This window comes from Clostridium sp. AF34-10BH (assembly GCF_003478095.1).
GTDB classification, from domain to species: domain Bacteria; phylum Bacillota; class Clostridia; order Lachnospirales; family Lachnospiraceae; genus Acetatifactor; species Acetatifactor acetigignens.
In genome coordinates, this window is record NZ_QUEC01000018.1 from 28,967 (window position 1) to 51,899 (window position 22,933).

Annotated in this window: 21 protein-coding genes; 17 read left to right on the plus strand and 4 right to left on the minus strand. The window is 46.1% G+C overall.

The genetic code is table 11. The features are described 5' to 3' along the window. Positions 1-63 precede the first annotated feature (63 nt). Together DWZ61_RS12260 and DWZ61_RS12265 are read left to right on the plus strand one after the other, a co-directional pair. Positions 64-1,782, plus strand: a complete 1,719-nt coding sequence (locus DWZ61_RS12260; protein WP_118538788.1) for a methyl-accepting chemotaxis protein — start codon at positions 64-66, stop codon at positions 1,780-1,782. A 209-nt stretch (positions 1,783-1,991) separates the two neighbouring features. Beyond that, positions 1,992-3,683 (plus strand): EAL domain-containing protein, encoded by a 1,692-nt coding sequence (locus tag DWZ61_RS12265; RefSeq protein ID WP_118538790.1) that lies wholly within the window; start codon positions 1,992-1,994, stop codon positions 3,681-3,683. A 51-nt stretch (positions 3,684-3,734) separates the two neighbouring features. On the opposite strand, the gene bilS is transcribed toward DWZ61_RS12265, so the two are convergent. Then, complete coding sequence (gene bilS, locus DWZ61_RS12270) at positions 3,735-4,247, minus strand: flavodoxin family protein BilS (protein ID WP_118538792.1); 513 nt, start codon at positions 4,245-4,247, stop codon at positions 3,735-3,737. A 323-nt stretch (positions 4,248-4,570) separates the two neighbouring features. Between bilS and DWZ61_RS12275 the strand changes: the two genes are divergently transcribed. The 8 genes from DWZ61_RS12275 (at position 4,571) to DWZ61_RS12310 (ending at position 13,588) form a co-directional block, all read left to right on the plus strand. Continuing rightward, on the plus strand, positions 4,571-6,631 hold the full coding sequence (locus DWZ61_RS12275; protein WP_243026402.1) for a diguanylate cyclase: 2,061 nt from the start codon (positions 4,571-4,573) through the stop codon (positions 6,629-6,631). A 302-nt stretch (positions 6,632-6,933) separates the two neighbouring features. Next, complete coding sequence (locus DWZ61_RS12280) at positions 6,934-7,191, plus strand: HPr family phosphocarrier protein (RefSeq protein WP_118538796.1); 258 nt, start codon at positions 6,934-6,936, stop codon at positions 7,189-7,191. Between the two features lie 36 nt (positions 7,192-7,227). Then, entirely contained in the window at positions 7,228-8,847 is a 1,620-nt protein-coding gene (gene ptsP, locus DWZ61_RS12285) for a phosphoenolpyruvate--protein phosphotransferase (protein ID WP_118538798.1), read from the plus strand. Between the two features lie 7 nt (positions 8,848-8,854). Beyond that, positions 8,855-9,586, plus strand: coding sequence for a glucosamine-6-phosphate deaminase (gene nagB / locus DWZ61_RS12290; RefSeq protein WP_118538800.1), 732 nt, complete (start codon positions 8,855-8,857; stop codon positions 9,584-9,586). Between the two features lie 21 nt (positions 9,587-9,607). Then, a complete protein-coding gene (gene nagA, locus DWZ61_RS12295) occupies positions 9,608-10,738 on the plus strand; it encodes an N-acetylglucosamine-6-phosphate deacetylase (protein ID WP_118538802.1) in 1,131 nt (376 codons plus the stop codon). Further along, entirely contained in the window at positions 10,732-11,211 is a 480-nt protein-coding gene (locus DWZ61_RS12300; RefSeq protein ID WP_022154621.1) for a PTS glucose transporter subunit IIA, read from the plus strand. Before nagA ends, DWZ61_RS12300 begins: the two co-directional genes overlap by 7 nt. Before the next feature lie 77 nt (positions 11,212-11,288). Continuing rightward, a complete protein-coding gene (locus DWZ61_RS12305; RefSeq protein WP_118538804.1) occupies positions 11,289-12,758 on the plus strand; it encodes a PTS transporter subunit EIIC in 1,470 nt (489 codons plus the stop codon). A 389-nt stretch (positions 12,759-13,147) separates the two neighbouring features. Then, positions 13,148-13,588, plus strand: a complete 441-nt coding sequence (locus tag DWZ61_RS12310; RefSeq protein WP_243026403.1) for a type II secretion system protein — start codon at positions 13,148-13,150, stop codon at positions 13,586-13,588. Positions 13,589-13,608: 20 nt separating this feature from the next. On the opposite strand, the gene DWZ61_RS12315 is transcribed toward DWZ61_RS12310, so the two are convergent. Continuing rightward, positions 13,609-14,448: an endo alpha-1,4 polygalactosaminidase gene (locus tag DWZ61_RS12315; RefSeq protein ID WP_118538806.1), complete on the minus strand. Its 840-nt coding sequence runs from the start codon at positions 14,446-14,448 to the stop codon at positions 13,609-13,611. A 289-nt stretch (positions 14,449-14,737) separates the two neighbouring features. Here DWZ61_RS12315 and DWZ61_RS20405 point away from each other — a divergent pair, with 289 nt between their 5' ends. The 3 genes from DWZ61_RS20405 to DWZ61_RS12330 all read left to right on the plus strand — a co-directional run bounded on the left by DWZ61_RS20405 (position 14,738) and on the right by DWZ61_RS12330 (position 17,705). Next, positions 14,738-15,511 (plus strand): PocR ligand-binding domain-containing protein, encoded by a 774-nt coding sequence (locus tag DWZ61_RS20405; RefSeq protein ID WP_118538808.1) that lies wholly within the window; start codon positions 14,738-14,740, stop codon positions 15,509-15,511. Positions 15,512-15,702: 191 nt separating this feature from the next. Beyond that, on the plus strand, positions 15,703-16,542 hold the full coding sequence (locus DWZ61_RS12325) for a DUF6033 family protein (RefSeq protein ID WP_022312348.1): 840 nt from the start codon (positions 15,703-15,705) through the stop codon (positions 16,540-16,542). A 20-nt stretch (positions 16,543-16,562) separates the two neighbouring features. After that, positions 16,563-17,705 (plus strand): hypothetical protein, encoded by a 1,143-nt coding sequence (locus DWZ61_RS12330; RefSeq protein WP_119623349.1) that lies wholly within the window; start codon positions 16,563-16,565, stop codon positions 17,703-17,705. A 201-nt stretch (positions 17,706-17,906) separates the two neighbouring features. On the opposite strand, the gene DWZ61_RS12335 is transcribed toward DWZ61_RS12330, so the two are convergent. Then, the gene (locus DWZ61_RS12335; RefSeq protein ID WP_022312346.1) at positions 17,907-18,695 is read right to left on the minus strand and encodes a class I SAM-dependent methyltransferase; all 789 of its coding nucleotides are present in this window, start codon (positions 18,693-18,695) and stop codon (positions 17,907-17,909) included. A gap of 78 nt (positions 18,696-18,773) precedes the next feature. Continuing rightward, positions 18,774-19,379 carry a TetR/AcrR family transcriptional regulator gene (locus DWZ61_RS12340; RefSeq protein WP_118538812.1) on the minus strand — a complete coding sequence of 202 codons (606 nt, stop codon included), beginning with the start codon at positions 19,377-19,379 and terminating at the stop codon, positions 18,774-18,776. 169 nt (positions 19,380-19,548) lie between these two features. On the opposite strand from DWZ61_RS12340, the gene DWZ61_RS12345 reads away from it, so the two are divergent. From DWZ61_RS12345 to DWZ61_RS20410, 4 genes are all read left to right on the plus strand, one after another. After that, complete coding sequence (locus tag DWZ61_RS12345; RefSeq protein WP_347475442.1) at positions 19,549-20,715, plus strand: Fic family protein; 1,167 nt, start codon at positions 19,549-19,551, stop codon at positions 20,713-20,715. A 126-nt stretch (positions 20,716-20,841) separates the two neighbouring features. Then, positions 20,842-21,396 carry an RNA polymerase sigma factor gene (locus tag DWZ61_RS12350; RefSeq protein ID WP_118538814.1) on the plus strand — a complete coding sequence of 185 codons (555 nt, stop codon included), beginning with the start codon at positions 20,842-20,844 and terminating at the stop codon, positions 21,394-21,396. Positions 21,397-21,443: 47 nt separating this feature from the next. After that, the gene (locus DWZ61_RS12355) at positions 21,444-22,688 is read left to right on the plus strand and encodes a hypothetical protein (RefSeq protein WP_118538816.1); all 1,245 of its coding nucleotides are present in this window, start codon (positions 21,444-21,446) and stop codon (positions 22,686-22,688) included. 106 nt (positions 22,689-22,794) lie between these two features. After that, positions 22,795-22,929 carry a hypothetical protein gene (locus tag DWZ61_RS20410; RefSeq protein ID WP_262593662.1) on the plus strand — a complete coding sequence of 45 codons (135 nt, stop codon included), beginning with the start codon at positions 22,795-22,797 and terminating at the stop codon, positions 22,927-22,929. Positions 22,930-22,933 lie beyond the last annotated feature (4 nt).

Consider the following 22,933-nt stretch of genomic DNA (forward strand, 5'->3'; position numbering starts at 1 on the left):
TAATACGGACGTTTAAGCACATAGAAGTTGAATTGAAAATTTACAAAGGAAGGGAAAACTATCATGGAAAAGATCAAAAAGCATATAGCTAACTTAAAGGTTGCAGGAAAATTAAAATTATATCGAATGACAGTGCTTGTTATGACATTCTTTTTAGTGTTGGTGGCACTGATCTCGACATTAGTGATCCGTTCAAATATAGAGAAGATCACGGAGGTCTGGTCTCCGGCATTGGAAGATCTGCAGGAATTAGAAACAATGACTGCAAAATATAGAATCAAACAGTATCAACATCTGGTAGAATCAGATGATGCTGTTATGACCTCTTGTGAAGAAGAAATTCAGAAGCTGGAGAGTCAGATCCAGGATACCGATGCGAATCTGGAGGCAATCATGTCTGCAGACAGAGATGCTCAAGAAGGACAGGACGATTACGAAGTAGCAAACGCTGCATGGGAAGAATACAGGGCTGCTTCGGATGAAATCCTGAAGTTGAGCCGTGAAGGTAAACAGCAGGAAGCAGCGAAACTGATGATCGGAGAGGTGTATGAAGAGTATAAGGCATTTGCTGAGAAATTAACTACATTACGTGACAAGTTCCAGGTAGAATTAGACCGGGCAAAGACCATGGCCAATGTATGCACCATCATCATATTTGTCGTGATTGTGGCAGCAGGTCTTGCGATTGCTGTAGTGACAACACTGATCGGAAGGATCATTACCAATTCCATTACAGAGCCGGTAGAACAGATAGAGGCAGCAGTTGCCAGCCTGCGCAAGGGCGAACTGTCCAACGTAGAAATGCTTACCTATGAGTCTGAGGATGAGCTGGGTGGTACCATCAGGAATCTGAAAGAAGCCATGGGTATTCTGGCAGATTATGTCAGCGAGATCTCTGTGGAGGTAAAGGCAATCGCACAGGGTGACTTGACCAGAAATGGTGATGACATTACGGATTTCCTGGGCGATTTCTCGGAATTGAAGACATCACTGCTGTATATCCTGAAGCGGTTTAACAGTACCCTGACTGAGATCAGAAATCTGGCAGAACAGGTATCATCGAATGCATCAGAGGTGGAAAATGCATCAAAATCCCTGGCGGATGGTGCAACAGAGCAGGCAGGAGTCATCGAGGAATTGAATGCCACCATTGACACTGTCGTGGATCTGGCTGCAGATACAGCGAAGGAAACGCAGAGCGCATCGGCACGTGTAAAAACCTCTGCAAACAAAGCGAACGAAGAAAAAGAAAAGATGAACGAGCTGCTGACGGAGATGGAGCACATTACAGAAATCTCCAAGGAGATCGGTAATATTATCACAGATATCGAGGATATTGCATCCCAGACCAACCTGTTATCCCTGAATGCTTCCATTGAAGCTGCCAGAGCAGGAGAAGCAGGAAGAGGCTTTGCGGTGGTTGCGGATCAGATCGGCAAGCTGGCAGCAGACAGTGCGAAGTCGGCTGTGAATACAAGAGATCTGATCGATAAGACCTTAGTGGAAATCGAAAAGGGCAATACGATCACAAGAACAACAGCAGACGCATTCAATCAGATCATTGCAGATATGGAGTCCTTTGCAGAGATTGCACAGAGCACCATGGAGAAAGCCAACTCCCAGGCAGAGTCCTTGGAGCAGATCGGCAAGGGAATTGAACAGCTGTCAGGCGTAGTACAGGGCAATGCAGCATCCTCAGAAGAGAATACCGCGATCAGTGTTAATCTGGCAGAGGGAGCAGCCAAGATGCAAGACCGTGTGAAGATCTTTAAGCTATTCTAGTATAACAGTTTTAAATAAACTACCCCATATCACTTGCCTATTTTCCCGATAGCACAGGCTAAAAATCCTCAGCGTAGCCCGCTACGCCTACGTTTTTTATCCTGCACTCTCAGAAAAATATTCTACGTGAATGGTGTAGTTATTTAGAAACCGTTATCCTAGAAAAATGGCAGGAATAGAGTGAAGCTGTCGGAAGGAAGGTTCTTGTTGTGATTAATGATATATTTAAAGTGTTTGGAGAGCAGACAGCAGAAATCTTATTTCAGATCATTACAGAATGTATGGATGATTACCTGTATATATTTGATCTGCAGAATAATATCTTTGAGATTTCACAGTCAGCTGTGGAACGGTTTAATATGTCGAAAAATGTCCTGACAGATGCTGCAAATGAAGTTATGAAGGTAGTGTATGAGGAAGACCGTGAGATGCTTACAAAGCATCTCGCGGATATATGCGAAGGAAGAGAAAAGGTACATAATCTTCATTACAGGTGGCTTGATAAAGAAGGTATGCCGGTCTGGATCAACTGCCGTGGTATCGTGATCAATGATCAGCAGGGAAAGGCAGAGTATCTGATCGGATGTCTGAACGAGACCGGCAACAAGAGAAGAGCCGATAATGTTACAGGACTGCTTGGCGGGCCGGAATTCCTTGATTATCTGCGTGCACAAAAAGACCCCATTACCAAGGGATTTTTCATGCATGTAGGAATTGATGATTTTGGAGCGATCAATAGCTCCAGGGGAGCTGATTATGGTAATTATATCCTGAAAAGCGTAGCCGGCTGTATGAAGGAATGCCTTTCAGACAAGCAGAGAATTTACCATCTGGTAGCGGATCAGTATGTGATCGTGGATTTGGAAGCTTCCTCCGCAGAAGACGCTGTGGCACTGAAAGAAAAGATCACAGATAAACTTCATAATTTCATAGTAACCGAAAATTATGAAGCTATATTTTCTATTTCTATTGGTGTTATAGATGCAGCAACATTTTGTGAGGGAACCGAAGAATGCCGCAAAAAGTTTGAATTTGCCTTGAAACAGGCAAAAAGCATGGGCAAAAACGGATTCTATGTTTTTGACCAGAATGACTATGAGGATTTTTTACAAAAAGGAAGAATCGTAGCAGCACTTCGTAATGCTATTGTAAACAATTATGAAGGCTTTGAAGTCAATTATCAGCCGATCGTGGATTGCCAGACGGAACAGATCATTGGAGCAGAGGCACTGATGCGTTTTTCCATGATAACGGAAGAAGGACGGAAGTTTGTTTCACCGATGGAGTTTATCCCACTATTGGAAGAGACCGGATTGATCATTCCCGCCGGAAGATATATTTTGAACGAAGCCGCAGCAATGTGCCGTGAAATGCAGAAATATATTCCAGATTTCAGGATAAATGTCAATGTTTCTTATGTTCAGATCCTGCAGGGCAATGTGGAGCGGGATATTCTGAATGCGATTCAAAAGTACGCTTTAAAGCCGGAATGTTTATGCGTTGAAATGACAGAAAGCGGATTTATGGATATGACACCGGCGTTCTGCAAATTCCGTAAAAGCTTGGAAAAGAACGGGATCTCCTTTGTGATCGATGATTTTGGAACAGGATATTCTAACCTTCATTGTATCCGTGATATGAATCCGAGTTATGTGAAAATGGACAGGGATTTTACTGCCAAGGCGATGAACAGTGACAGGGATTATGAATTATATAAAAATATCATCCCCATGGTACATAGTATTAACGTCAGGATATGCGCAGAAGGCATCGAGGAAAGAGAATGGCTTCTGAAAATGAAAGAAATGAAGGTGGATTATCTGCAGGGATATTATTTTGGCAGACCCTGCGGGAAGGAACAGTTTCTACAGCAATATGCCAGTGGCATCAATGTTAAATAAAGAGAGTAAGGCAGACTCAGCTATGTGGGGCTGCCTTATTTTATGGTCTTATCAGAAGGATGAGTTCCTAACGGCTTGTCTGAGTCTCTCCAGGTCATCTACATCAGGGTGAGACAATGCACAGTCAAAATTCTGGATCAATACATCAAGATTTGCCGGATGATCAGGAGCTTCCTTCATTTTCAAGTAGCGTTCCCGGACAGACTGCGGCATTCTGCCCTGACACATATACTCTCCGACGATAACATTGCTTGCGTCAACGAACTGCTTAACATGATTCAGGATTTTCCGGAAATAGACATCACTGCCACCAAAGCCTGCAGTTCCAAACAGAAAAATCTGTTTGTTCTTTAACTGCGATAATAGCTGTAATGTCTTGGTATCTGCATTTCCCTTGTCTGTCCAAAATCCGATATAGAGCAGTTCGGAAGAAGGGATCACTGTGTCGGACACACCGAAATACTCACATTCATCCTGTGGTAATGCCTCGTGGATCGCATCAGCCAGCACCTTGGTATTACCTGTTAAACTGCTATAAATGATGGAATATTTTTTATTCTTCATATCATGTTTTCTCCTTTCATAGGATCATGAAATTATCATATCGCATTCCTATTTTAGTTCGGAAAGCATGATTTGTCGAATGAATTTTCCATAAACATTTTACGGGGTAAAATAGATAGTTACTTTTTTCAGCTACGTGTGATAAACTTGTTGATAAGTGGGTAAAAGATCATGGACAGAACCCCGATAAGGGAATAAAAGCGGGGGCTGCCCCGGTATCATTTAATGAGGTAGAAAAGTTGACAGAAGAGAAATATACGATCCGAAAGTATAAATGAATTTTATTTTATGTAGTGATATGTGTGCTGCTTGCGGCATTCCTTTTGGGACAATATATTTACCCAAGTGAAAGGGAACCGGTCACGGAGGAAAGCATTACTTATACCGGAACCTTTTACCGGGTGCTGGCAGACGGAACCAAAGAGGAAATCCCGGTTCCGGGCCGGTATAATGTGCCTGCCGGAGAGCCTCTGGTCATCCGGTCAGTGCTCCCACAGGATTATCATGAAAATACGATCGCCATCAGATCCTCTCTGGAGAATGTGCGCATTTACATCGGTGGGGAACTGAGGGCGGTGTATGATACGGAGAATACCAGACCTTTTGGGAAAAATTCTGCCAGTGGGTATGTGTTCTGCGAGACATCCGGCGAGGATGCGGGAAAGGAAGTGCGGATCGAACTGCAGTCCTTTACCGACAAGTATTCCGGTGTCGTCAACACGGTATATTGTGGGGATAAATCAGATATCTGGGCATATATGTTCCACTGCTATTTTATGGTAACTCTGATCGCCTGCGCCATGCTGTTTGCCGGACTGGTCGTGCTGATCATCAGTCTGGTGCTTGATATTATATATAAGACGAGATTTGATCTGGAGTACCTGGGATGGTGCATGCTCCTGGGAGCAGTGTGGATGCTGGGAGAATCGAAGCTGCGCCAGCTGTTTGTTTCCAATGCTTCTATTCTGTCGAATATGTGCTTCTTCGTTGTGATGCTCTGCCCGGTTCCGATCATGTTCTATATTGACAGTGTGCAGCAGGGAAGGTACCGGAAGGTCTATCATGTGGCAGAGTGTATCACCTATGTGAATTTTGTACTATGCACGGCCTTACAGGTACTGAATATCGCAGATTTTATCTCGACAATGTTTTTGTCCCACATGGTGATCGCAGGAACCTTCCTGACGGTATTTATCACCATTTGCAGGGATCTTATTCAGGGAACAGCGAAGCATTACAAGCTGCCGCTGATCGGGCTGGTGGCTGCCATGATCGCAGTCATGCTGGAGGTGACAGCAGTGTACCGTGTTGTGTCTCTGTCCGGAATCTTTATCGCAACCGGACTGGTGGTCCTGCTGGTCGTTACTCTGATCCAGACGATGGACCGCATCCGCGAGCTGGAGCTGGCCAGACAGAGAGAGGCCAGGGAAAGCCTGGATTATCTGACTGGTCTTCCCATGCGTCATAAGGGTGAAAAGCTGATCCTTGAGAAAATGCAGGAGCATGATGGCTGTCTGGGATTTGTCGATATGGATAATCTGAAGAAGATCAACGATGTCTATGGACATAAGGCAGGGGACCGTGCTCTCAGGCTGGTAGGAGCAATGCTCACAGAGTGCATGGAGAATGCAGTAGTCTGCCGGCTGGGAGGAGATGAATTCCTGTTCTACCTGCCGGCGGCATCAGAAGCAGAGATGAGCATGCGGATAAGAAAGCTGTTTGACAGCTTTGGTGCGGCAAAAAATGTCACGGCGGAGACTTCACCGGCATCCTTGTCCTGCGGTCTGTGCATGTGCAGACAGGGAGGAAACTTTGAAGAATATTATATAAAAGCGGATAAAGCGTTGTATTATGTCAAACAGAACGGTAAAAACAGTTACCGGTTTTATGAGGAGCTGGAGGAACAGCAGCCGGATGCACAGGCCAGAAAAAATGATCTGGAGGTAATCGCCGGAGCATTGCTGGAGAGCGGAAGCTATACAGGAGCATTAGATCTTGACTATCGTGAGTTCGCCAGACTGTATCAATATGTAAGCAGCCTGGGAGAACGATACCGGCACCGCTGTTATCTGGTGCTGGTCACCATGGATGCAAAATCAGACCAGACGATGTACATTGATCATATCGATAAAGCAATGGAGTGCATGGAGAAAGCAATCCGGCAAAATATCCGGAAGAACGATATATGCACCCGATACAGCTCTCTCCAGCACCTGATCATACTGGTGGAAGCAGAAGAATCGTATATCCCGGATATTTTACAGCGGATATTCATGAATTATTATGATGCCTACGGCAGGAATGATTTTCTTCCCCGGTATGAGTACAGGAAGATGACACAGGCATCAGATGGAATCCCGGGAAAAACAGAAGATGAAGATTAAAAAGCATGCTGTAAGCTCCATGACGGGTGCTTACATGGAATCATATGAAATCATATCAAAAAACCCAGGCACATCAGCTCAGCTGATGTGCCTGTTTTATGTGCATACGATTGAATTTTTTTATTAAAAAGTTTACAAAATTTTACGATAATGTTCAAAAATATACAATTTATCAAAAGTGATGTAGACAAACAATAAAAAAGTGGGTAATATGTATATATAATAAGATCGACAGGCAAAAAGTATGTACAATATGCTACATAATTAAAGCAAGAAATATAAAATAGAGAGGAATGTTGTCGATGAAACAGTTCAGCTATGTTATTAAGGATGAAATCGGTCTGCATGCACGTCCTGCGGGACTGCTCGCCAAGGAGGCAAAAAAGTATCAGAGTACAGTGACACTTTCCTGTAAGGGGAAATCAGCTGCAGCAAGCAAGCTGATGGCGATCATGGGAATGGGCGTGAAGCACGGAGACAACGTGGAAGTTACGGTAGAAGGAGCGGATGAAGATACCGCCGCAGCAGAGCTTCAGAAGTTTTTCCGTGAGAACCTCTAGGAGAAGACCTGCACGACAGAGTTTGGAAGGTAGAAAATGGAAAAATATATTGGAAAATCCGTATATAAGGGAACAGCGATCGGACCTGTCAGTGTTCTGAAGAAAAAGGACAGTCTCGTTAAGAGAATCCATATCGACAACACAGCGGAAGAACTGAAACGGCTGGATGCGGCTAAGGAACGTACGATGACGCAGCTGGGGCAGTTATACGAGAAGGCGCTGCAGGAGGTCGGAGAAGTCAATGCAGCTATTTTCGAGGTGCATCAGATGATGCTCGAGGATGACGATTATCAGGATGCCATTCACAACATGATTCAGAACGAAGAAGTGAATGCAGAGTATGCGGTGGCAGTGACCGGTGATAATTTTGCAGAGATGTTCGCCAACATGGATGATGAATATATGCAGGCCCGCTCTGCGGATGTCAGGGATATCTCCAACCGGCTCGTCCGTAATCTGTCCGGCGAGGAGCAGATTGACTGGAGTACCATGGAGCCGTCGATCATTGTGGCAGATGATCTGACACCCAGTGAGACGGTACAGATGGATAAGAGTAAGATCCTGGCCTTTGTCACAGTACATGGCTCAACGAATTCCCATACTGCGATCCTGGCACGTATGATGAATATTCCGGCACTGATAGGGGTACCATTGGAACTGGAGAAAATCCATAACGGAACCCGTGCTATTGTGGACGGCAGGGAAGCGGTATTTTACCTGGATCCGGAGGAAGAGCAGCTCCGGCAGGCAGAAGCGGCACAGCAGACAGAGCAGAGACAGAGAAGCCTGCTGGCAGATTACAAGGGACGGGAATCCGTGACAAAGAGCGGACGCAAGGTCAATGTATATGCCAATATCGGCAGCGTATCGGATGTGGCATATGTACTGGAGAATGATGCGGAGGGTATCGGCCTGTTCCGCAGTGAATTCTTATATCTCGGAAGGGATTCTCTTCCGGATGAGACAGAACAGTTCAATGCTTACCGTCAGGTGCTACAGATGATGGCAGGGAAAAAGGTCATCATCCGTACCCTTGATATCGGTGCGGACAAAAATGTAGATTACCTCGGACTGGGCAAGGAAGATAATCCTGCCATGGGATACCGCGCGATCCGGATCTGTCTGGAGCAGCCGGAGATCTTTAAGACGCAGCTGAGAGCACTTCTCAGGGCGGCAAAATACGGAACATTGGCTATTATGTATCCGATGATCATTTCCGTGGAGGAAGTGTTGGATATTCAGAAAATCGTGGCTGAGGTGGCTAAGGAGCTGGAGGAAGAAAAGATTCCTTACGCAATTCCGGAACAGGGAATTATGATCGAGACTCCTGCGGCTGTCATGATGAGTGAGGAGCTGGCGGAGCATGTTGATTTCTTCAGTATCGGCACGAATGATCTGACACAGTATACGCTGGCTATCGACAGGCAGAACAACAGACTGGACAGATTCTATAATCCACATCATGAGGCAGTCCTGCGTATGATACAGATGACTGTTGACGGAGCGCATAAGCATGGAAAATGGGTCGGCATCTGCGGAGAACTGGGAGCGGATACGACACTGACCACACGATTTGTGCAGATGGGAATTGATGAACTCAGTGTGGCACCGTCCATGGTACTGAATGTCCGTAGTAAAATATGCGAAATGGAGTGAGAGATTCATGAGAATATACAAAGCAAAAGATTATGCAGATATGAGCAGAAAGGCTGCAAATATCGTATCGGCACAGGTTATCATGAAACCGAACTGTGTTCTCGGACTGGCTACGGGATCTACTCCCATCGGCCTGTATAAACAGCTGGTGGAATGGTTCCGCAAGGGAGATCTGGACTTTTCTGAGGTTATGACGGTGAACCTGGATGAATATAAAGGTCTGAGCCGGGAAAACGAGCAGAGTTATTATTATTTTATGCACCAGAATCTGTTTGACCATGTGAATATCCCGGTAGAAAATACACATCTGCCAAACGGAATGGAGCCGGATTCGGAGAAAGAATGCCGTAGATATACGGAACTGATCCAGTCACTGGGCGGTGTGGATCTGCAGCTGTTGGGAATCGGACATAACGGGCACATCGGCTTCAACGAACCGGGAGAGAGTTTTGACAAGCAGGTACATTGTGTGAACCTGACAGAGTCTACGATCGAAGCCAACAAGAGATTCTTCGCATCGGCTGAGGATGTCCCGAAGCAGGCATATACCATGGGGATCAAGACCATTATGCAGGCGAAGAAAATATTGATCGTAGCCAGCGGCGAAGACAAGGCGGAGATCGTACAGAAAGCTTTCTTCGGCCCCATTACACCGCAGGTGCCGGCATCGGTATTACAGCTTCATAATGATGTGACGCTGGTGGCAGACGAAGCAGCACTCAGTAAGCTTTCTGAATAAGAAAGGGGAAGCTGATAGGTCATGAGAATCAGAAATGCAAATATATATACAGAGGAGCATCGGTTTGTCAGAGGGGATGCAGCCGTGGAGAACGGCAGGTTCGTAAGCTGTACCGGGGAACCGGCAGGTGAGGAAGCTGTTGTGGATGCGGAAGGCATGTATCTGATACCGGGACTGGTGGATATTCATTTCCATGGTTGTAAGGGCGCAGATATGTGTGACGGTACGAAGGAAGCACTGGATGTCATCACATCATATGAAGCATCTGTCGGTGTGACAAGTGTCTGCCCGGCTACCATGACGATCCCTAAGGATGAACTGCTGGAGGTCATGAAAAATGCCGGCAGCTATGAGTATTCCGGTGGATCCCACCTGGTGGGCATCAATATGGAAGGACCCTTTATCAGTCCGGCGAAAAAGGGTGCTCAGGCGGCGGAAAATATCATGCACTGCGATTATGAATATTTCAGTCAGCTGCAGAAAGCGGCGAACGGGCTGATCAAGCTGGTAGATATCGCACCGGAAGAGCCGGGAGCGATGGAATTTATCGACAGAGCCAAAGGAGAAGTGGTCATTTCACTGGCGCATACAGCTTCCGACTATGATACAGCAAGGGAAGCCATTGAACATGGAGCATCGCATGCGACACATTTATATAATGCAATGCCGCCGCTGAACCACAGGGAGCCCGGCGTGATCGGAGCAGTGAGAGATTCAGAGAAATGTCATCCGGAGCTGATCTGTGATGGTGTACACATTCATCCATCAGTGATCCGTGCAACATTTGCGATGTTTGGTGCTGACCGCATGATCCTGATCAGTGACAGTATGCGTGCAACGGGCCTGGAGGATGGTGAATATACGTTGGGAGGACAGCCGGTTACCGTCAGAGGCAATCTGGCTACCCTGCATGACGGTACGATCGCCGGATCGGCGACGAATCTGATGGATTGTATGCGGTTTGTAGTAAAAACGGTCGGTCTGCCGTTAGAGACGGCAGTGATGTGTGCCACGGAGAATCCGGCGAAGGAGATCGGCATTTTCAATGAAGTGGGCAGTATATCCGTTGGTAAAAGGGCAGATTTCGTACTCCTGGATCAGGAACTGAACATTGCAGCGGTATATATCGACGGAAAGGAGTTCACATGTTAGATTTTTTGAAAGGTAAGCGAAAAGGGAATTGTATCGGATCTCCCTGTAAGGGGAAGGCAGTTGCTCTTACGGAGGTACCGGATCCTACATTTTCCGAGAAGATATTGGGAGACGGATTTGCAGTGATCCCCTCTGAGGGGAAAATATATGCTCCCGCAGACGGAGAGGTGACCGTGGTATTTGATACGCTTCATGCGATCACCATGACAACGGATCAGGGAGCGGAGCTTCTGATCCACATCGGACTGGACACCGTGACGCTCAAGGGGGCCCCCTTCACGGCACATGTTGCTGCCGGAGACCATGTCAAAAAGGGCGATCTTCTGCTGGATGCGGATCTGGAGAAGATTCAGGAAGCCGGACTGCATATCATCACTCCGGTCCTGGTCTGCAATACCGATGAATATAACAAGATCAGTATTCTGAAAGAGGGAGAGGTATCTCCCGGCGAGGACGTGCTCCAGATCTCTTAAGAGCGGTACGTCCGTATCAACTAACGAAACTGACCGGAGCTGTTCCGGTTGAGTATAATGTAAAGGAGGAGAAATGTATGAAGTTTCTTCAAAAACTGGGTAAAGCGTTAATGCTTCCCGTAGCGGTTCTGCCGATCTGCGGTATCCTCATGGGTATTGGTTACTGGTTGTGCCCGGCAACGATGCAGGGTGGTGAGATCTCGGGCGTGGCAAATCTGATCGGTCTGTTCCTCGTAAAAGCAGGTGGTGCTTTGATCGACAACATGGCGATCCTGTTTGCAATTGGTGTAGGTGTCGGTATGTCAGAGAAAAATGACGGTACCGGAGCCATCGCAGCGCTGGCTTCCTGGCTGATGCTCACAACACTTTTGTCTACCGGATTTGTTACGACCATTATGCCCTCCATCGCTGAGGATGCTACCAAGACACTGGCATTCAATAAGATTGCGAATCCCTTTATCGGTATTATTGCCGGTATTATCGGTTCCATGTGCTACAACAAGTTCAAGGATACCAAGCTTCCCGACTGGCTGTCCTTCTTCAGTGGTAAGCGTTGCGTAGCTATCGTAGCAGGTGTGGTATCTATTCTGGCATCTGTTGTACTGCTGTTCGTATGGCCTTTACTGTTCGGCGGTCTGGTAGCTCTCGGTGAAGCCATTGTAGGTCTGGATGTAGTCGGCGCAGGTATTTATGCTTTCCTGAACCGTCTGCTGATCCCTACCGGATTACATCACGCACTGAACAACGTATTCTGGTTCGATACCATCGGACTTGGAGATCTGCAGCACTTCTGGAAAGGTGAGACAAGCGCTGATGTATCCTGGAGCCTTGGAATGTATATGTCCGGCTTCTTCCCTTGTATGATGTTCGGTGTCCCCGGTGCGGCTCTGGCAATGGTAAAATGTGCAAAGCCCGCCAAGAAAAAGGCAGCGATCGGTCTGGTAGCTTCCGCAGCAATCTGTTCCTTCATCTGCGGCGTTACCGAGCCCTTTGAGTTTGCATTCATGTTCTTAGCTCCCGGACTGTATGTGATCTACGCAGCACTGTACGGCATCTTCACCATGATCACTGTTGCTCTTGGCTTCCGTGCAGGCTTCAGCTTCTCCGCAGGTGCGATGGATCTGCTGTTCTCATCCTCCCTGCCTGCAGCAGCCAGAATCTGGCTGATCATCCCTCTGGGCATTGCAGCATTTGCTGTATTCTACTTCGTATTCCTCTTCGCTATCAAGAAATGGGATCTGAAGACCCCCGGTAGAGAAGATGATGATGTAGAAGCAGAGAAGAAGATCGAGCTGGCAAATGATGATTTCGCAGCAATCGCAGCAACCATTCTGGAAGGCTGCGGCGGCAAGGACAACATTGCAAGCATTGACAACTGCATTACAAGACTGAGACTGGAAGTAAAAGACATTACCGCAGTGAATGATAAGGTGATCAAATCTGCAGGCGTAGCCGGTGTCATGAAACCCGGTAAGACCTCCGTTCAGGTAATCATCGGACCTAAGGTTCAGTTCGTAGCAGATGCATTTTCCAAGCTTTGCGAATAATAAAGCACTGATAAAACTGAATATATGACCGGAAGAAAGACCTGCTTGGGAAGACCACGCGGGTCTTTCTTATATATGATGTCGGGGTCAAAAGCCCCCGACTTTGATGCCTACGGATTGTTCCGTGCTATGCACTCTCACAATCCTACCCTCTATTCGCATATCGTGGGATTATCATCCCACTTTTATGCTCATATCGGGGCGGGGCATAAGGTCTTTCACCCACTTATGAGCAAGCTCATGTGGGCTTAGACCTTTTGACCCTGGCATCATATATATTTAATAATTACTTTATTGACATTTACTTTGGAAATGATAAAATCATGACGGAGAAAATCAGTGGGCCTGATGCCTGCGGAATGTATTGTAATGTAATGGAGAGAAAAGTCATGAAAAAATCAAAAGGAAAGAAGGGAAACGGGGGATTTTCATTAGTAGAGCTGATCATTGTAATAGCTATCATGGCAGTGCTGGTGGGAGTACTGGCACCGCAGTATCTGTCTTATATACATAAGGCAAAGGTGGCGGCAGATCAGGCGAATCTGAAGAATTATTATACGGAGATTCAGATGGATTATATTACTACAGGAAAGTATAATTCCATGGTACCTACCGTACAAAATAGCCCTGCGGATTATATGCAGAGGGAAATTCATTTTCTAAACGGGCAGACCGTGAAATTAAAAGCAGGATATTTTGCTGTGACAGAAGATACCAGAAGTCAGGGAGGCTACAATCTATGCTATCATTGTGATCTGTGCACGGCTGCTGATGCAGATGAGCAGACAAAACAAAAGCATCTGGAGACTTGTATGATTACATTTCTATGATGGCGCTTGAGAGGAATATGTTATCTCCCCAGACATAATCCGATATTATCAGAAATGCAGCAGATGTATCCATGCTTCCCGGCGTAGGCGGCTGCCTGTCTGCGGATGGTGGGATCCGTTGCGTATTCCAGGGTGTAAGCGGTACAGCCGTGTGACATAGCCAGATCCAGATACTCAGTATAGTATTCACGCGTACTTTGATCATTTTTAGTATAGACATCCTTTGAAAAATCATACGCAGTAAAAACGTTCTCCTGGTTTACCCCATCGATGAGAACGTTTTTTTCTGTTGTAAGATATTTTTTTACAAAACAGTCCCCACCGTTGATCATGATCTTTCTGCCTGTATGGTTTATATAGTCCAGAATCGTAAGGATTCCGTCATAGATGGATTCCTGCGGATAGTTATAGTATACATCCGTGTTATCGACAAAAAAGCCGTCCACATCCTTCTGTACCAGGGCGTCTACTCTGGAAGCTGTACATGCCTGCCATTCCGGAGCTGAGACATCGATCCATTTTTCCTCCGGCCAATTCTCATAGGCACCCAGAGTATATTTCTCAAAGTCTGTATCATAGGACCGGAAGCTCTCGATCGATCCGATATTGATATAGGAGTAGATTTCATGGATACCATTTTCTCTTAAACGGGCAATGTCATTTTGGGAAAAATATTCCGCATCTATGACAAGCAGATCAATGTCAGAAAGTTTTTCTGTGATCTCAGGGTCTTCGCCGATCAGGACAATGTATTTTTCTGCACTATTGAAGGTGCTGGTGGAGCAGGCACTGAGCAGGGCTGTAGATAATATCAGAATGAGAACACATATTATTTTTATGAATAGCTTCGTTTTCCTCAATTAACGGTACCTCCTTTTTCGCTTGATCTGCTCCAATATTTGTATCCAGATAATTATACTATAGATGGCTCTACATTTCATGTATTTCTGTTAACTATTCAGAGCCATACAAAATACTGCATTCAGGCAGATAATGTCGAAAAAAATATCTGTAAAAATATTAAAAAGGGCGAAAAATATTGAAAAATGTGGTATAATTTTTTATGCAAATATAAGATAATACCGGGACAAAAAGTCCCCGGATTTGATGCGTTCGGCGGTTAAGATAACCGGGAAAGTAGGAAGTTATATGAAGATTCAGGATTTTTGTGACATGAACAAATTCGAGCAGATCATGAAGAACTGGGCAAACAGCACGGGACTGGCAACCGTGGCTGTGGGTGCAGACGGAAAATACATCAGTGACTGTTATAATTTTACGGAGTTCTGTATTGATCTGACGAGAGGAAGCGCAGAGGGGAAAAAGCGCTGCGAGCAGTGTGACAGAGAAGGCCATGGTGTGTATCCCTGCCATGCGGGACTTGTGGATTTCGGCATTCCGATCACACTGGAGGATGGAACCGTGCTGGGCAGTATTATCGGAGGACAGGTGCTGCCGGAGAATCCGGATGAGGAGAAGTTCCGTCAGACAGCAAGAGAACTTGGCATTGATGAGGATAAATATATCAAGGCCTTGAAAAAGGTAAATGTAAAGACAAGGGAGCAGATCGACGCTTCGGCAAATCTGCTGGGAGATGTGATCAACATGTTCGTAAGAGCCAGCTACGTCAACAGGAAAAACGAGAATCTGGTAGGTGAGCTAAAGGGTGGCATTACGAAAGCTGCGGAACAGATCGAGGAAGCAACGGACAAGACCAAGGAAATCGATGGCTACAGCAAGAGACAGCAGATTCTGGCACTGAATGCTTCGATTGAGGCTGCAAGAGCCGGAGATCAGGGCAAGGGCTTTGCCGTGGTGGCAACGGAAGTACAGAAGTTAGCAAGAGATATGGCGACCTCCAGTGCGGACATTAAGAAGCTGTTGGGAGAGCTGCATGTTACGATCAACCATTTGAATCAATAGTAATTTAGGATAAAGTTTACAGGAAAACCGTTTTTCTGATCCACAAAGGCGCAGAAAGGCGGTTTTTTTGCACATTTTTGCATGTTTCCTTTTGGTGTGTATAAAAAAGTCGGAGAAGTTGTCCGATATTCTCAATAGAGGAACTAGGTAAACAAACGGATTTGGCATTTATTTTCAAGGAGGAAATAATTATGGCGGGAATCGGAGCAACCGGCAGCGTAGGTGCGTATGCTGCGCAGAGTGATTACAGCAAGAGTACGAAGACGAAGAAGCCTGAGGTATTCGGAACGCCGGATAAGACAGCCGGCACAACAGGTACGGGAAAGACGTCCGAAACGGCACAGACCAGGGGAAAGACTGAGGATTACGGCAGAACCATCGGTCAGCCGGAGCTGTCGGAGAAGGCTGCGAAATACTATGAGCAGCTGAAGAAGAGGTACGGAAATTATGATTTTATTCTGGTCAGCAGAGATCAGAAGGAGAATGCAAAAGCCAATGCTGCAAAATATGCCAATGGCTATAAGACGGTTGTTCTCATTGATGAGGACAAGATCGAACAGATGGCAACAGACGAGAAATTCCGCAAACAGTATGAGGGAATCCTGAGCGGTGCCGCTGCACAGATACAGCAGTTAAAGACCAGCCTGCAGAGTTCCGGTGCGCAGGTCAAGGGCTTTGGAATGCAGGTAAATGATGGAGGAACACTGTCATTTTTTGCAGTGCTGAAGAAGTCAAGCGCAGACCAGAAGGCGAGAATCGAGAAAAAAGGCGAGCAGAAGAGAGCAGAGAAAAAAGCTGCGGAGAAGAAGGCTGCTAAGAAAGAAAAGGAAGAACGGCTAAAAGACAAGAAGTCGGATAAGATAGCAGACAACAAGGAGGAAACCGGCACAGAGGATACGGTGACAATCAGCGCCGGTTCCATAGAAGAACTGTTGTCTAAGATAGAAACCTACAATTTTAATCAGCGGAGTGACAGTGTGCAGACTGCAAGTGAACGGCAGGTCGGCCAGAACTTTGACTTCAGAGGGTAGGGTGAGGTTGTATGATTTCTATGGGGAAGTCCGGAGGTGTTTACGGGTGCGGTAATACCGGTTTGCCGCAGACATTTTCCGGAGGAAGGAAGACGCAGAACAAGCAGAACAGTATCTTCGGAGCAAAAAATAAAAGTTCTGTTACCGATATTCGTAGAATGCTGTCCAGAAACAGTCAAAGTACGCAGACGCAGGCAGCGAACAGTTGGGGACAGGATTCTATTGTGACGAGTACTTTAAGTTACAGTGAATCGCTGCGCGATCAGAGGCAGCAGACAAAAAATACGACGCTGGCGCTGAAAAAATTGAAGTACCAGTTCAAAAATATCTCGTCGAAGATACTGCGGAGTAAGACTTCCCAGGCGGCAAAGCAGGCAGCCGGGCAGGCTAGAAGAGAGATCATGCGCCTGAAACGGCAGAAGCAGAACAGTGACAGTGACAGCGACAGTGAAGAGATCGACGCAGCAATCGCTCATGCACAGGCTATGGAACGTGTGGCGAAGAAGAAAGCAAAACATCTCGAAGAAGAGGAAATGATGAAGGCTGCCGGCGGAATCTGCCAGGGAGACCGGATCAGTGAAGAAGAAACGAAGGATGCGCAGGACGCAGAATCTGAAAACGCGCGGAATGCGGAAGAAATGTCTGCGGAAAGTTCTGCGGATGAAATGTCAAGGGATCTCTCCGCATATGAGTATGCAGGCAATGAGGTGCATGCAGGGGATAGCTATGATATATCCGACTATATTGATCTTGGCATAGATGCATTCTATGCGCAGACGGGAGACTTTATGTCGGAAATGAGCGATTTCACTTCGGAGATGATGCAGGAAATGTCCGATAGCTTACGCGACTTGATGGAAGAGATGGGGCTGGATGGATTATCAGATAATGCGGTCTCTGTGAATAGGGAGATGGATCCCGCAGACCTCAAGATGATGAAGATCAAACACCGCAACAAAGAGATGAAAGACATCGTCAAGGCCGATGCGGAGTACCTGAAAGCAGTTTTCAACCACCTGGAGAAAATGAAAGACAACGTGGTCATTCCCACCGGGAATGCAGGAGCGGTTTCCTCCGGCATGACAGGGACTTCATTTTCCGCAGATGCTGTCGGCGTAGGTGTATCGGCGGCGCCTGTGCCGGTGATCAATATTACATTATAGGGTGGACATATAAGAAGAAATTTGACATCCCGGACACTGTGCTTGTGAGACAGACACAGTGTCCGGGATGGTTTTATATAAAAACATTTTTGATTTTCGTGAAAAACCACGTGAAAACATTTTTGATTTTCGTGAAAAACCACGTGAAAACATTTTTGGATTTCGTGAAAAACTATACAAAAACATTTTTGATTTTCGTGATTATTTCCGCCCGTATAGGATTCCCATGCCGGAGATCATCCAGGGAGCAGCGGCATATCCCGGGATAAAATCCAGTTTCTTCTCAAGATTGCCGATGTAGTGAATTTCTGTGATTCCTTCTTTTTTCAATTCTTCGACAAATTCTTCCATGTCACCGTAGAGTGCTTTCTGGGAGAACATGTCCTGAAAGGAGAAGGCACCGCCCTTTTTGACTATGCGCAGAGCTTCTCTGACCACATCCCGTTTATCCTTGGCGGAACGGACTTCGTGGAAGACAAAGTTGCTGACAGTGGCATCGAAGGTCTCATCCGGATCTTCCAGATGGGCGGCATCTCCTTTGTGGAAGGTGATCCGGTCGGCAACACCCTCCGCTTTCGCATTGGCTTCACATTGCTCTTTGGCATAGTTCCACTCGGCACCCCAGTAGTCCATACCGACGAGTTTTGCCTTGGGGAAAGCCTTGGCGCAGCGGATCGTCAGGGCAGCCGCACCACATCCGATGTCGAGCAGAGTGCCTTCGCCGTCCCATTCCAGATGATCTACGAGATGCTGATGGACTTTTGCCATCATGTTGCCTTTGCCGAAGGCAAACAATTCATGACAGATGTGCATGTAAATGCCATAGACCAGGCAAATCGCGGCAAGAATGCCCAGGATCCATGTCGGAATGGCAAGATGCAGCACCGGTCCGGTCACATAGGCGGCAATGCCGAGTACGGCAGCAGCGACATAGCACAGCGCCAACATTTTTTCAGGTACCCAGTTTCCGTAGTTCACGTTTTTGTTCATAACTAATCCTCCTACTTGTTTTCTGAATATAACAAAAGTTATATTTGTTATTTTTTATAAAAGAAAATGCCCACCGCATTAACGGTGAGCATCCTTCTCGCTCTTAAAATATGCAATTAAACCCTGCGTTCCGGCATCGGCGTGAATACCGATGGCTTTCGTCAGGAACAGGCGGTGTTCCATATCATAATCTCCTTTGATCAATTCCAGAAATCCGTGTAACCTCATGGATGTCAGAATCCGTAGTAATTCTTTATCGGGCACATAGCCTAGTTGTTTTTCATAATAGCCCTGAAAGGCCGTGAACATATTGTTGAAGACGACATCCCGGAAGGATTCGTATTTGCTGCCGGAGCATTTCTCCAGTACCAGTTCACATTCCTGCCTGTGCGCACAGATATATTCCATGATCTCACGTTCATTCTGCTCTGCGGTCTCAGGATGTTCCTGTTCTCTTTTGGTAATTTCATACATCATTTTCTGATATTCGGCAATCAGGGGATCCAGAATTGCCCCCAGCAGTGCCTCTTTATTTTCAAAAGAGAAATAAAAAGCCCCGGTAGTAACTCCGGCCCGTTTGCAGATATCCCGGAGGTTCGCCCCGGCGTAGCCTTTTTCCAGAAATTCTTCCCTGCCGCAGCGGATTAAGTTTTCTTCCGTGATTTTCTTACGATCTGTCTCCATAACAATTGTTATATTAGCATAGACTAACTCGAGGGTCAAGAAAAAATCTACAGGTAAAATATTTTTGATTTCCGCAAAAATCTCTACAAAAATGTTTTGGTTTATCGTTATTTTAAGATATAATAAAAATAGTAGCAGGAAAACTAAGATAGTGATATATAGCGGGGAAATGAATATGGACAAAGACCCATTTAAAGAATATCTGAGAGAATCCGAACCGAATAAAGCAACAAAAGGGTATGTGTGGAGCACGGCGGTTGGACTTCAGGCAGTAGATGGTCTGAAACCCTCGCAATATCTGATTGACACTGCAATTCAAAATATTGAAGGTAAGATCACGCTAAAAGAGGCACAGAGTCTTATAGAAAGCTATTACAATGAGAGACCTGTCCGTGTATCAGATAATGAACGCACGGAAGAAGCAGATAAAGTTTCCAGCCGTATTGCGGAGCTCCTTTCCGAAACGGCGTTTTCCTTTTCACCGAATGAGTATATAGCTATTCATCGTAAGCTTTTTCGTGGAATATATAAGCATGCCGGAAAAATAAGAGATTATAATATTACGAAGAAAGAATGGGTGCTTGATGGCGCAACGGTCGTTTATGGGAGTGCTTCAGAACTGCGTGCTACATTGGAATATGATTTTTCGCAGGAAAAGGATTTTAGTTATAAAGGACTTTCGATAGAAGAGAGCATTCATCATCTGGCTTTGTTTGTATCAAGGCTATGGCAAATTCACATTTTTGGTGAGGGAAACACAAGAACCACAGCGGTTTTTTTCATAAAATATTTGAGAACACTTGGTTTTTTTGCAACAAATGACATTTTTGCGGAAAATGCATGGTATTTCAGAAATGCACTTGTCAGGGCCAATTATACGAATTTACAAAAAGGAATTCATGAGACAACGGAATATTTGGAACTCTTCCTCAGAAATATGCTTTTAAATGAACACAACGAGCTGCACAATCGAAATATGCATATCAGTGGACTTTTAAAGGATACAAAAGTGGACATTGGAACTTCAAAAGTGGACATTGGAACTTCAAAAGTGGACATTGGAACTCAAAAAATGGACATTGAAACATCAAAAGTGGACATTGAAACAAGATTGGCTGAAAAAACGCTGAATTTTTCAACAAAAACAATTATGCATATCCGTGTATTATATGAAAAATTCGGAGATTGTCAGTTTTTTGGCAGAGGAGAGGTTATGGAATTGCTTGGGCTGAAAAGTTCAGGCGCTTCTAAAATAATATCCAATATGGTACAGGCTGATGTAATCGAACCGGTATCCGGGCATGGAAAAGGAAAATACAAATTCAAAGAGTTATAGAGTATATTGGATTTAAAGGCATCGGAACATCCGGTGCCTTTTTTTAAAATACAGGAACCTTTTTACCGTCCGGCGACTCATATAGTATGAAGCCGGCGAAGAGAAGGAGGTGTTACTTTGTCAGTTATGACAAAAGAGGAATTTGTGCGGGAAGTGCGGGGCTATACCCTGCATATGTACCGACTGGCATATTCTATTCTGAATAATAGTACGGATGCGGAGGACGCTGTCAGTGAAGCGGTGCTGCATGCCTATGAAAAATTAAGGACACTGCGGGATCCGGGCAGCTTTAAAAACTGGATCTTACAGATCACGGCAAATGAAGCGAAAAAGATTTATCGGCAAAATAAGCGGACCGGTGCGGTGGCATGGGAAGAGAATCTGTCCCCGGCATTTTATGACGAACACCATGAACTGTGGGATGCTGTCATGCAGCTGGATGGCGGATACCGGGATGTGATCGTACTGTTTTACTATGAACAGTGCACAATCCCGGAGATCAGCAGGATATTGGAATGCAGGCAGGGAACCGTAAAATCGAGATTGTACCGGGCGCGGATGGAGAGCATGAATCATGAAAAACTGGAAACATATTTTTCCGGGTTGCAGGATGCAGATGTTGCAGCGGATAGCTACAGCAGACCGCTTACGGACGGCGAAAAAACAGGCTGGAAGAACTGAGGCAGGCCTATCTGGAGGAAGGATATTTCCCCCAAAAGGAACTTGCCATGCTTGATAGTCCTGAAAAATACAAAAAGGGCGTGGCTTTCTATGCAGCGCGGAGTACATTTTTCCTGCCGGAAGAGGAAATGACGGAGGAGGAACTGTTGGAGCTGATCGATTTCCGTGAGAAGAGAGATTATAGTCTGGCGAAAATCACAGAAGAGATCGAGGCGGGCGACTATGAATATGTGAAGACGGAAGATAGTGCATTACCGGGTGATATGTCACAGGAGAGCGGATCGCAACAGACACAGGGCGCAGGAGAGGCAAGTGTAGTCCCGGGGGCAGATACGGCAGCACAAGAATGGCAGGTCGCCTATGAGGGAGAACTCAGTATCCGGTGTGCTGTGGCGGCAGAACAGGGGCTGTATGTCGGTGGGTTCACCATGGAAGGGAAAGCACGGGTGGAATATCTGGCTTACGGCAGCGGGACCCCGGAAAAGTTTTATGATGATTTCGATGAGGACGGCGAGGTGTATAGCCTGTGCATCGCACCGGACGGAAGTGTCTATGCGGCATTGCGCGGACTGGCATCTCCGGGAGCGGAACATGGCCGGCTGCCTGTGATCTACCATATCAGTCCGGAGGGAACGCTTCTGGACTGCTTTGCGGCCGGAGACCGGGAGTGGAATATTGTAGATAGTATGGCAACGGATGCACAGGGCAGGCTGTATACACGAATGAGAATGCAGGAGGATGGCGGCTATGTGCGGATCTACACGGCAGAGGGAGACCTCATCGGAACGATGGCGGATGATGGTGTGTATGCTGTGCAAGGTGCCGGAGCCCTGGGACAGGGAAAGGACGGAAAAGTCTATGCAGCAGCACTGGCAACGGAGAATGTGACAGCAGAGGATGACCCTGTGACATTAGTGTCAGTAGACCCGGAGAGGTTGTGTTTTCTACCGGTGCAGGGGGATGCAACGGAGAATGCGAAGGCTGTTCAAAGCACAGGGACGATCTACCAGTGGAATATGGTGGCAGCAGGTGTGAGTGATGGCTCCGATTTTATCCTGTGGGGATACAGCGGCGTTGATACCTACCGTTTGGAAGATGCGGAATTTACCAGAGCGCAGGAAGTCTGGGAGATGCCCTGCGGTACGGAAGGAACCTGCGCGGTAATCGTTCCGGATGGCCGGATACTCTATATCGGAGCCACAGGCGGTGTGCAGGGACAGACGGCAGCCGGCGTGGACATCTCCGGAAAAGACCCGGCGAAGACATATTTTTATTATGAACCGCTGAAGTAACAGAAAAAGCTATAATGAGATGGGTTGAGCGAGTGGAAAATGGGAAATTTCCACTCGCTCTATTGTGCCTATAATACGTTATCATGTATAATGAAAATAAGAATAAATGGCAACGAAAATGGTCACAAAGCAGTCGAAAGAAAACGAAGTATATATGAAAAAAACAACTTTAGAAGAAAAATTAGGATATAATCAAAAAGGAGCCAAAAAGGAGCTAAAAATGGAGCCGATAGAAAGATAGATAT

Bases quoted from the DNA above. Each gene is read 5' to 3' on its own strand.
- DWZ61_RS12280 (WP_118538796.1), top strand. From the start codon at position 6,934: ATGAAACAGTTCAGCTATGTTATTAAGGATGAAATCGGTCTGCATGCA.
- DWZ61_RS12335 (WP_022312346.1), bottom strand. From the start codon at position 18,695: ATGAACAAAAACGTGAACTACGGAAACTGGGTACCTGAAAAAATGTTG.
- DWZ61_RS12300 (WP_022154621.1), top strand. From the start codon at position 10,732: ATGTTAGATTTTTTGAAAGGTAAGCGAAAAGGGAATTGTATCGGATCT.
- DWZ61_RS12355 (WP_118538816.1), top strand. From the start codon at position 21,444: ATGCTTGATAGTCCTGAAAAATACAAAAAGGGCGTGGCTTTCTATGCA.
- DWZ61_RS12260 (WP_118538788.1), top strand. From the start codon at position 64: ATGGAAAAGATCAAAAAGCATATAGCTAACTTAAAGGTTGCAGGAAAA.
- DWZ61_RS12330 (WP_119623349.1), top strand. From the start codon at position 16,563: ATGGGGAAGTCCGGAGGTGTTTACGGGTGCGGTAATACCGGTTTGCCG.
- DWZ61_RS12325 (WP_022312348.1), top strand. From the start codon at position 15,703: ATGGCGGGAATCGGAGCAACCGGCAGCGTAGGTGCGTATGCTGCGCAG.
- nagA (WP_118538802.1), top strand. From the start codon at position 9,608: ATGAGAATCAGAAATGCAAATATATATACAGAGGAGCATCGGTTTGTC.
- DWZ61_RS20405 (WP_118538808.1), top strand. From the start codon at position 14,738: ATGAAGATTCAGGATTTTTGTGACATGAACAAATTCGAGCAGATCATG.
- DWZ61_RS12345 (WP_347475442.1), top strand. From the start codon at position 19,549: ATGAATATGGACAAAGACCCATTTAAAGAATATCTGAGAGAATCCGAA.
- ptsP (WP_118538798.1), top strand. From the start codon at position 7,228: ATGGAAAAATATATTGGAAAATCCGTATATAAGGGAACAGCGATCGGA.
- bilS (WP_118538792.1), bottom strand. From the start codon at position 4,247: ATGAAGAATAAAAAATATTCCATCATTTATAGCAGTTTAACAGGTAAT.
- DWZ61_RS12340 (WP_118538812.1), bottom strand. From the start codon at position 19,379: ATGGAGACAGATCGTAAGAAAATCACGGAAGAAAACTTAATCCGCTGC.
- DWZ61_RS20410 (WP_262593662.1), top strand. From the start codon at position 22,795: ATGGCAACGAAAATGGTCACAAAGCAGTCGAAAGAAAACGAAGTATAT.
- DWZ61_RS12350 (WP_118538814.1), top strand. From the start codon at position 20,842: ATGACAAAAGAGGAATTTGTGCGGGAAGTGCGGGGCTATACCCTGCAT.
- DWZ61_RS12305 (WP_118538804.1), top strand. From the start codon at position 11,289: ATGAAGTTTCTTCAAAAACTGGGTAAAGCGTTAATGCTTCCCGTAGCG.
- nagB (WP_118538800.1), top strand. From the start codon at position 8,855: ATGAGAATATACAAAGCAAAAGATTATGCAGATATGAGCAGAAAGGCT.
- DWZ61_RS12310 (WP_243026403.1), top strand. From the start codon at position 13,148: ATGAAAAAATCAAAAGGAAAGAAGGGAAACGGGGGATTTTCATTAGTA.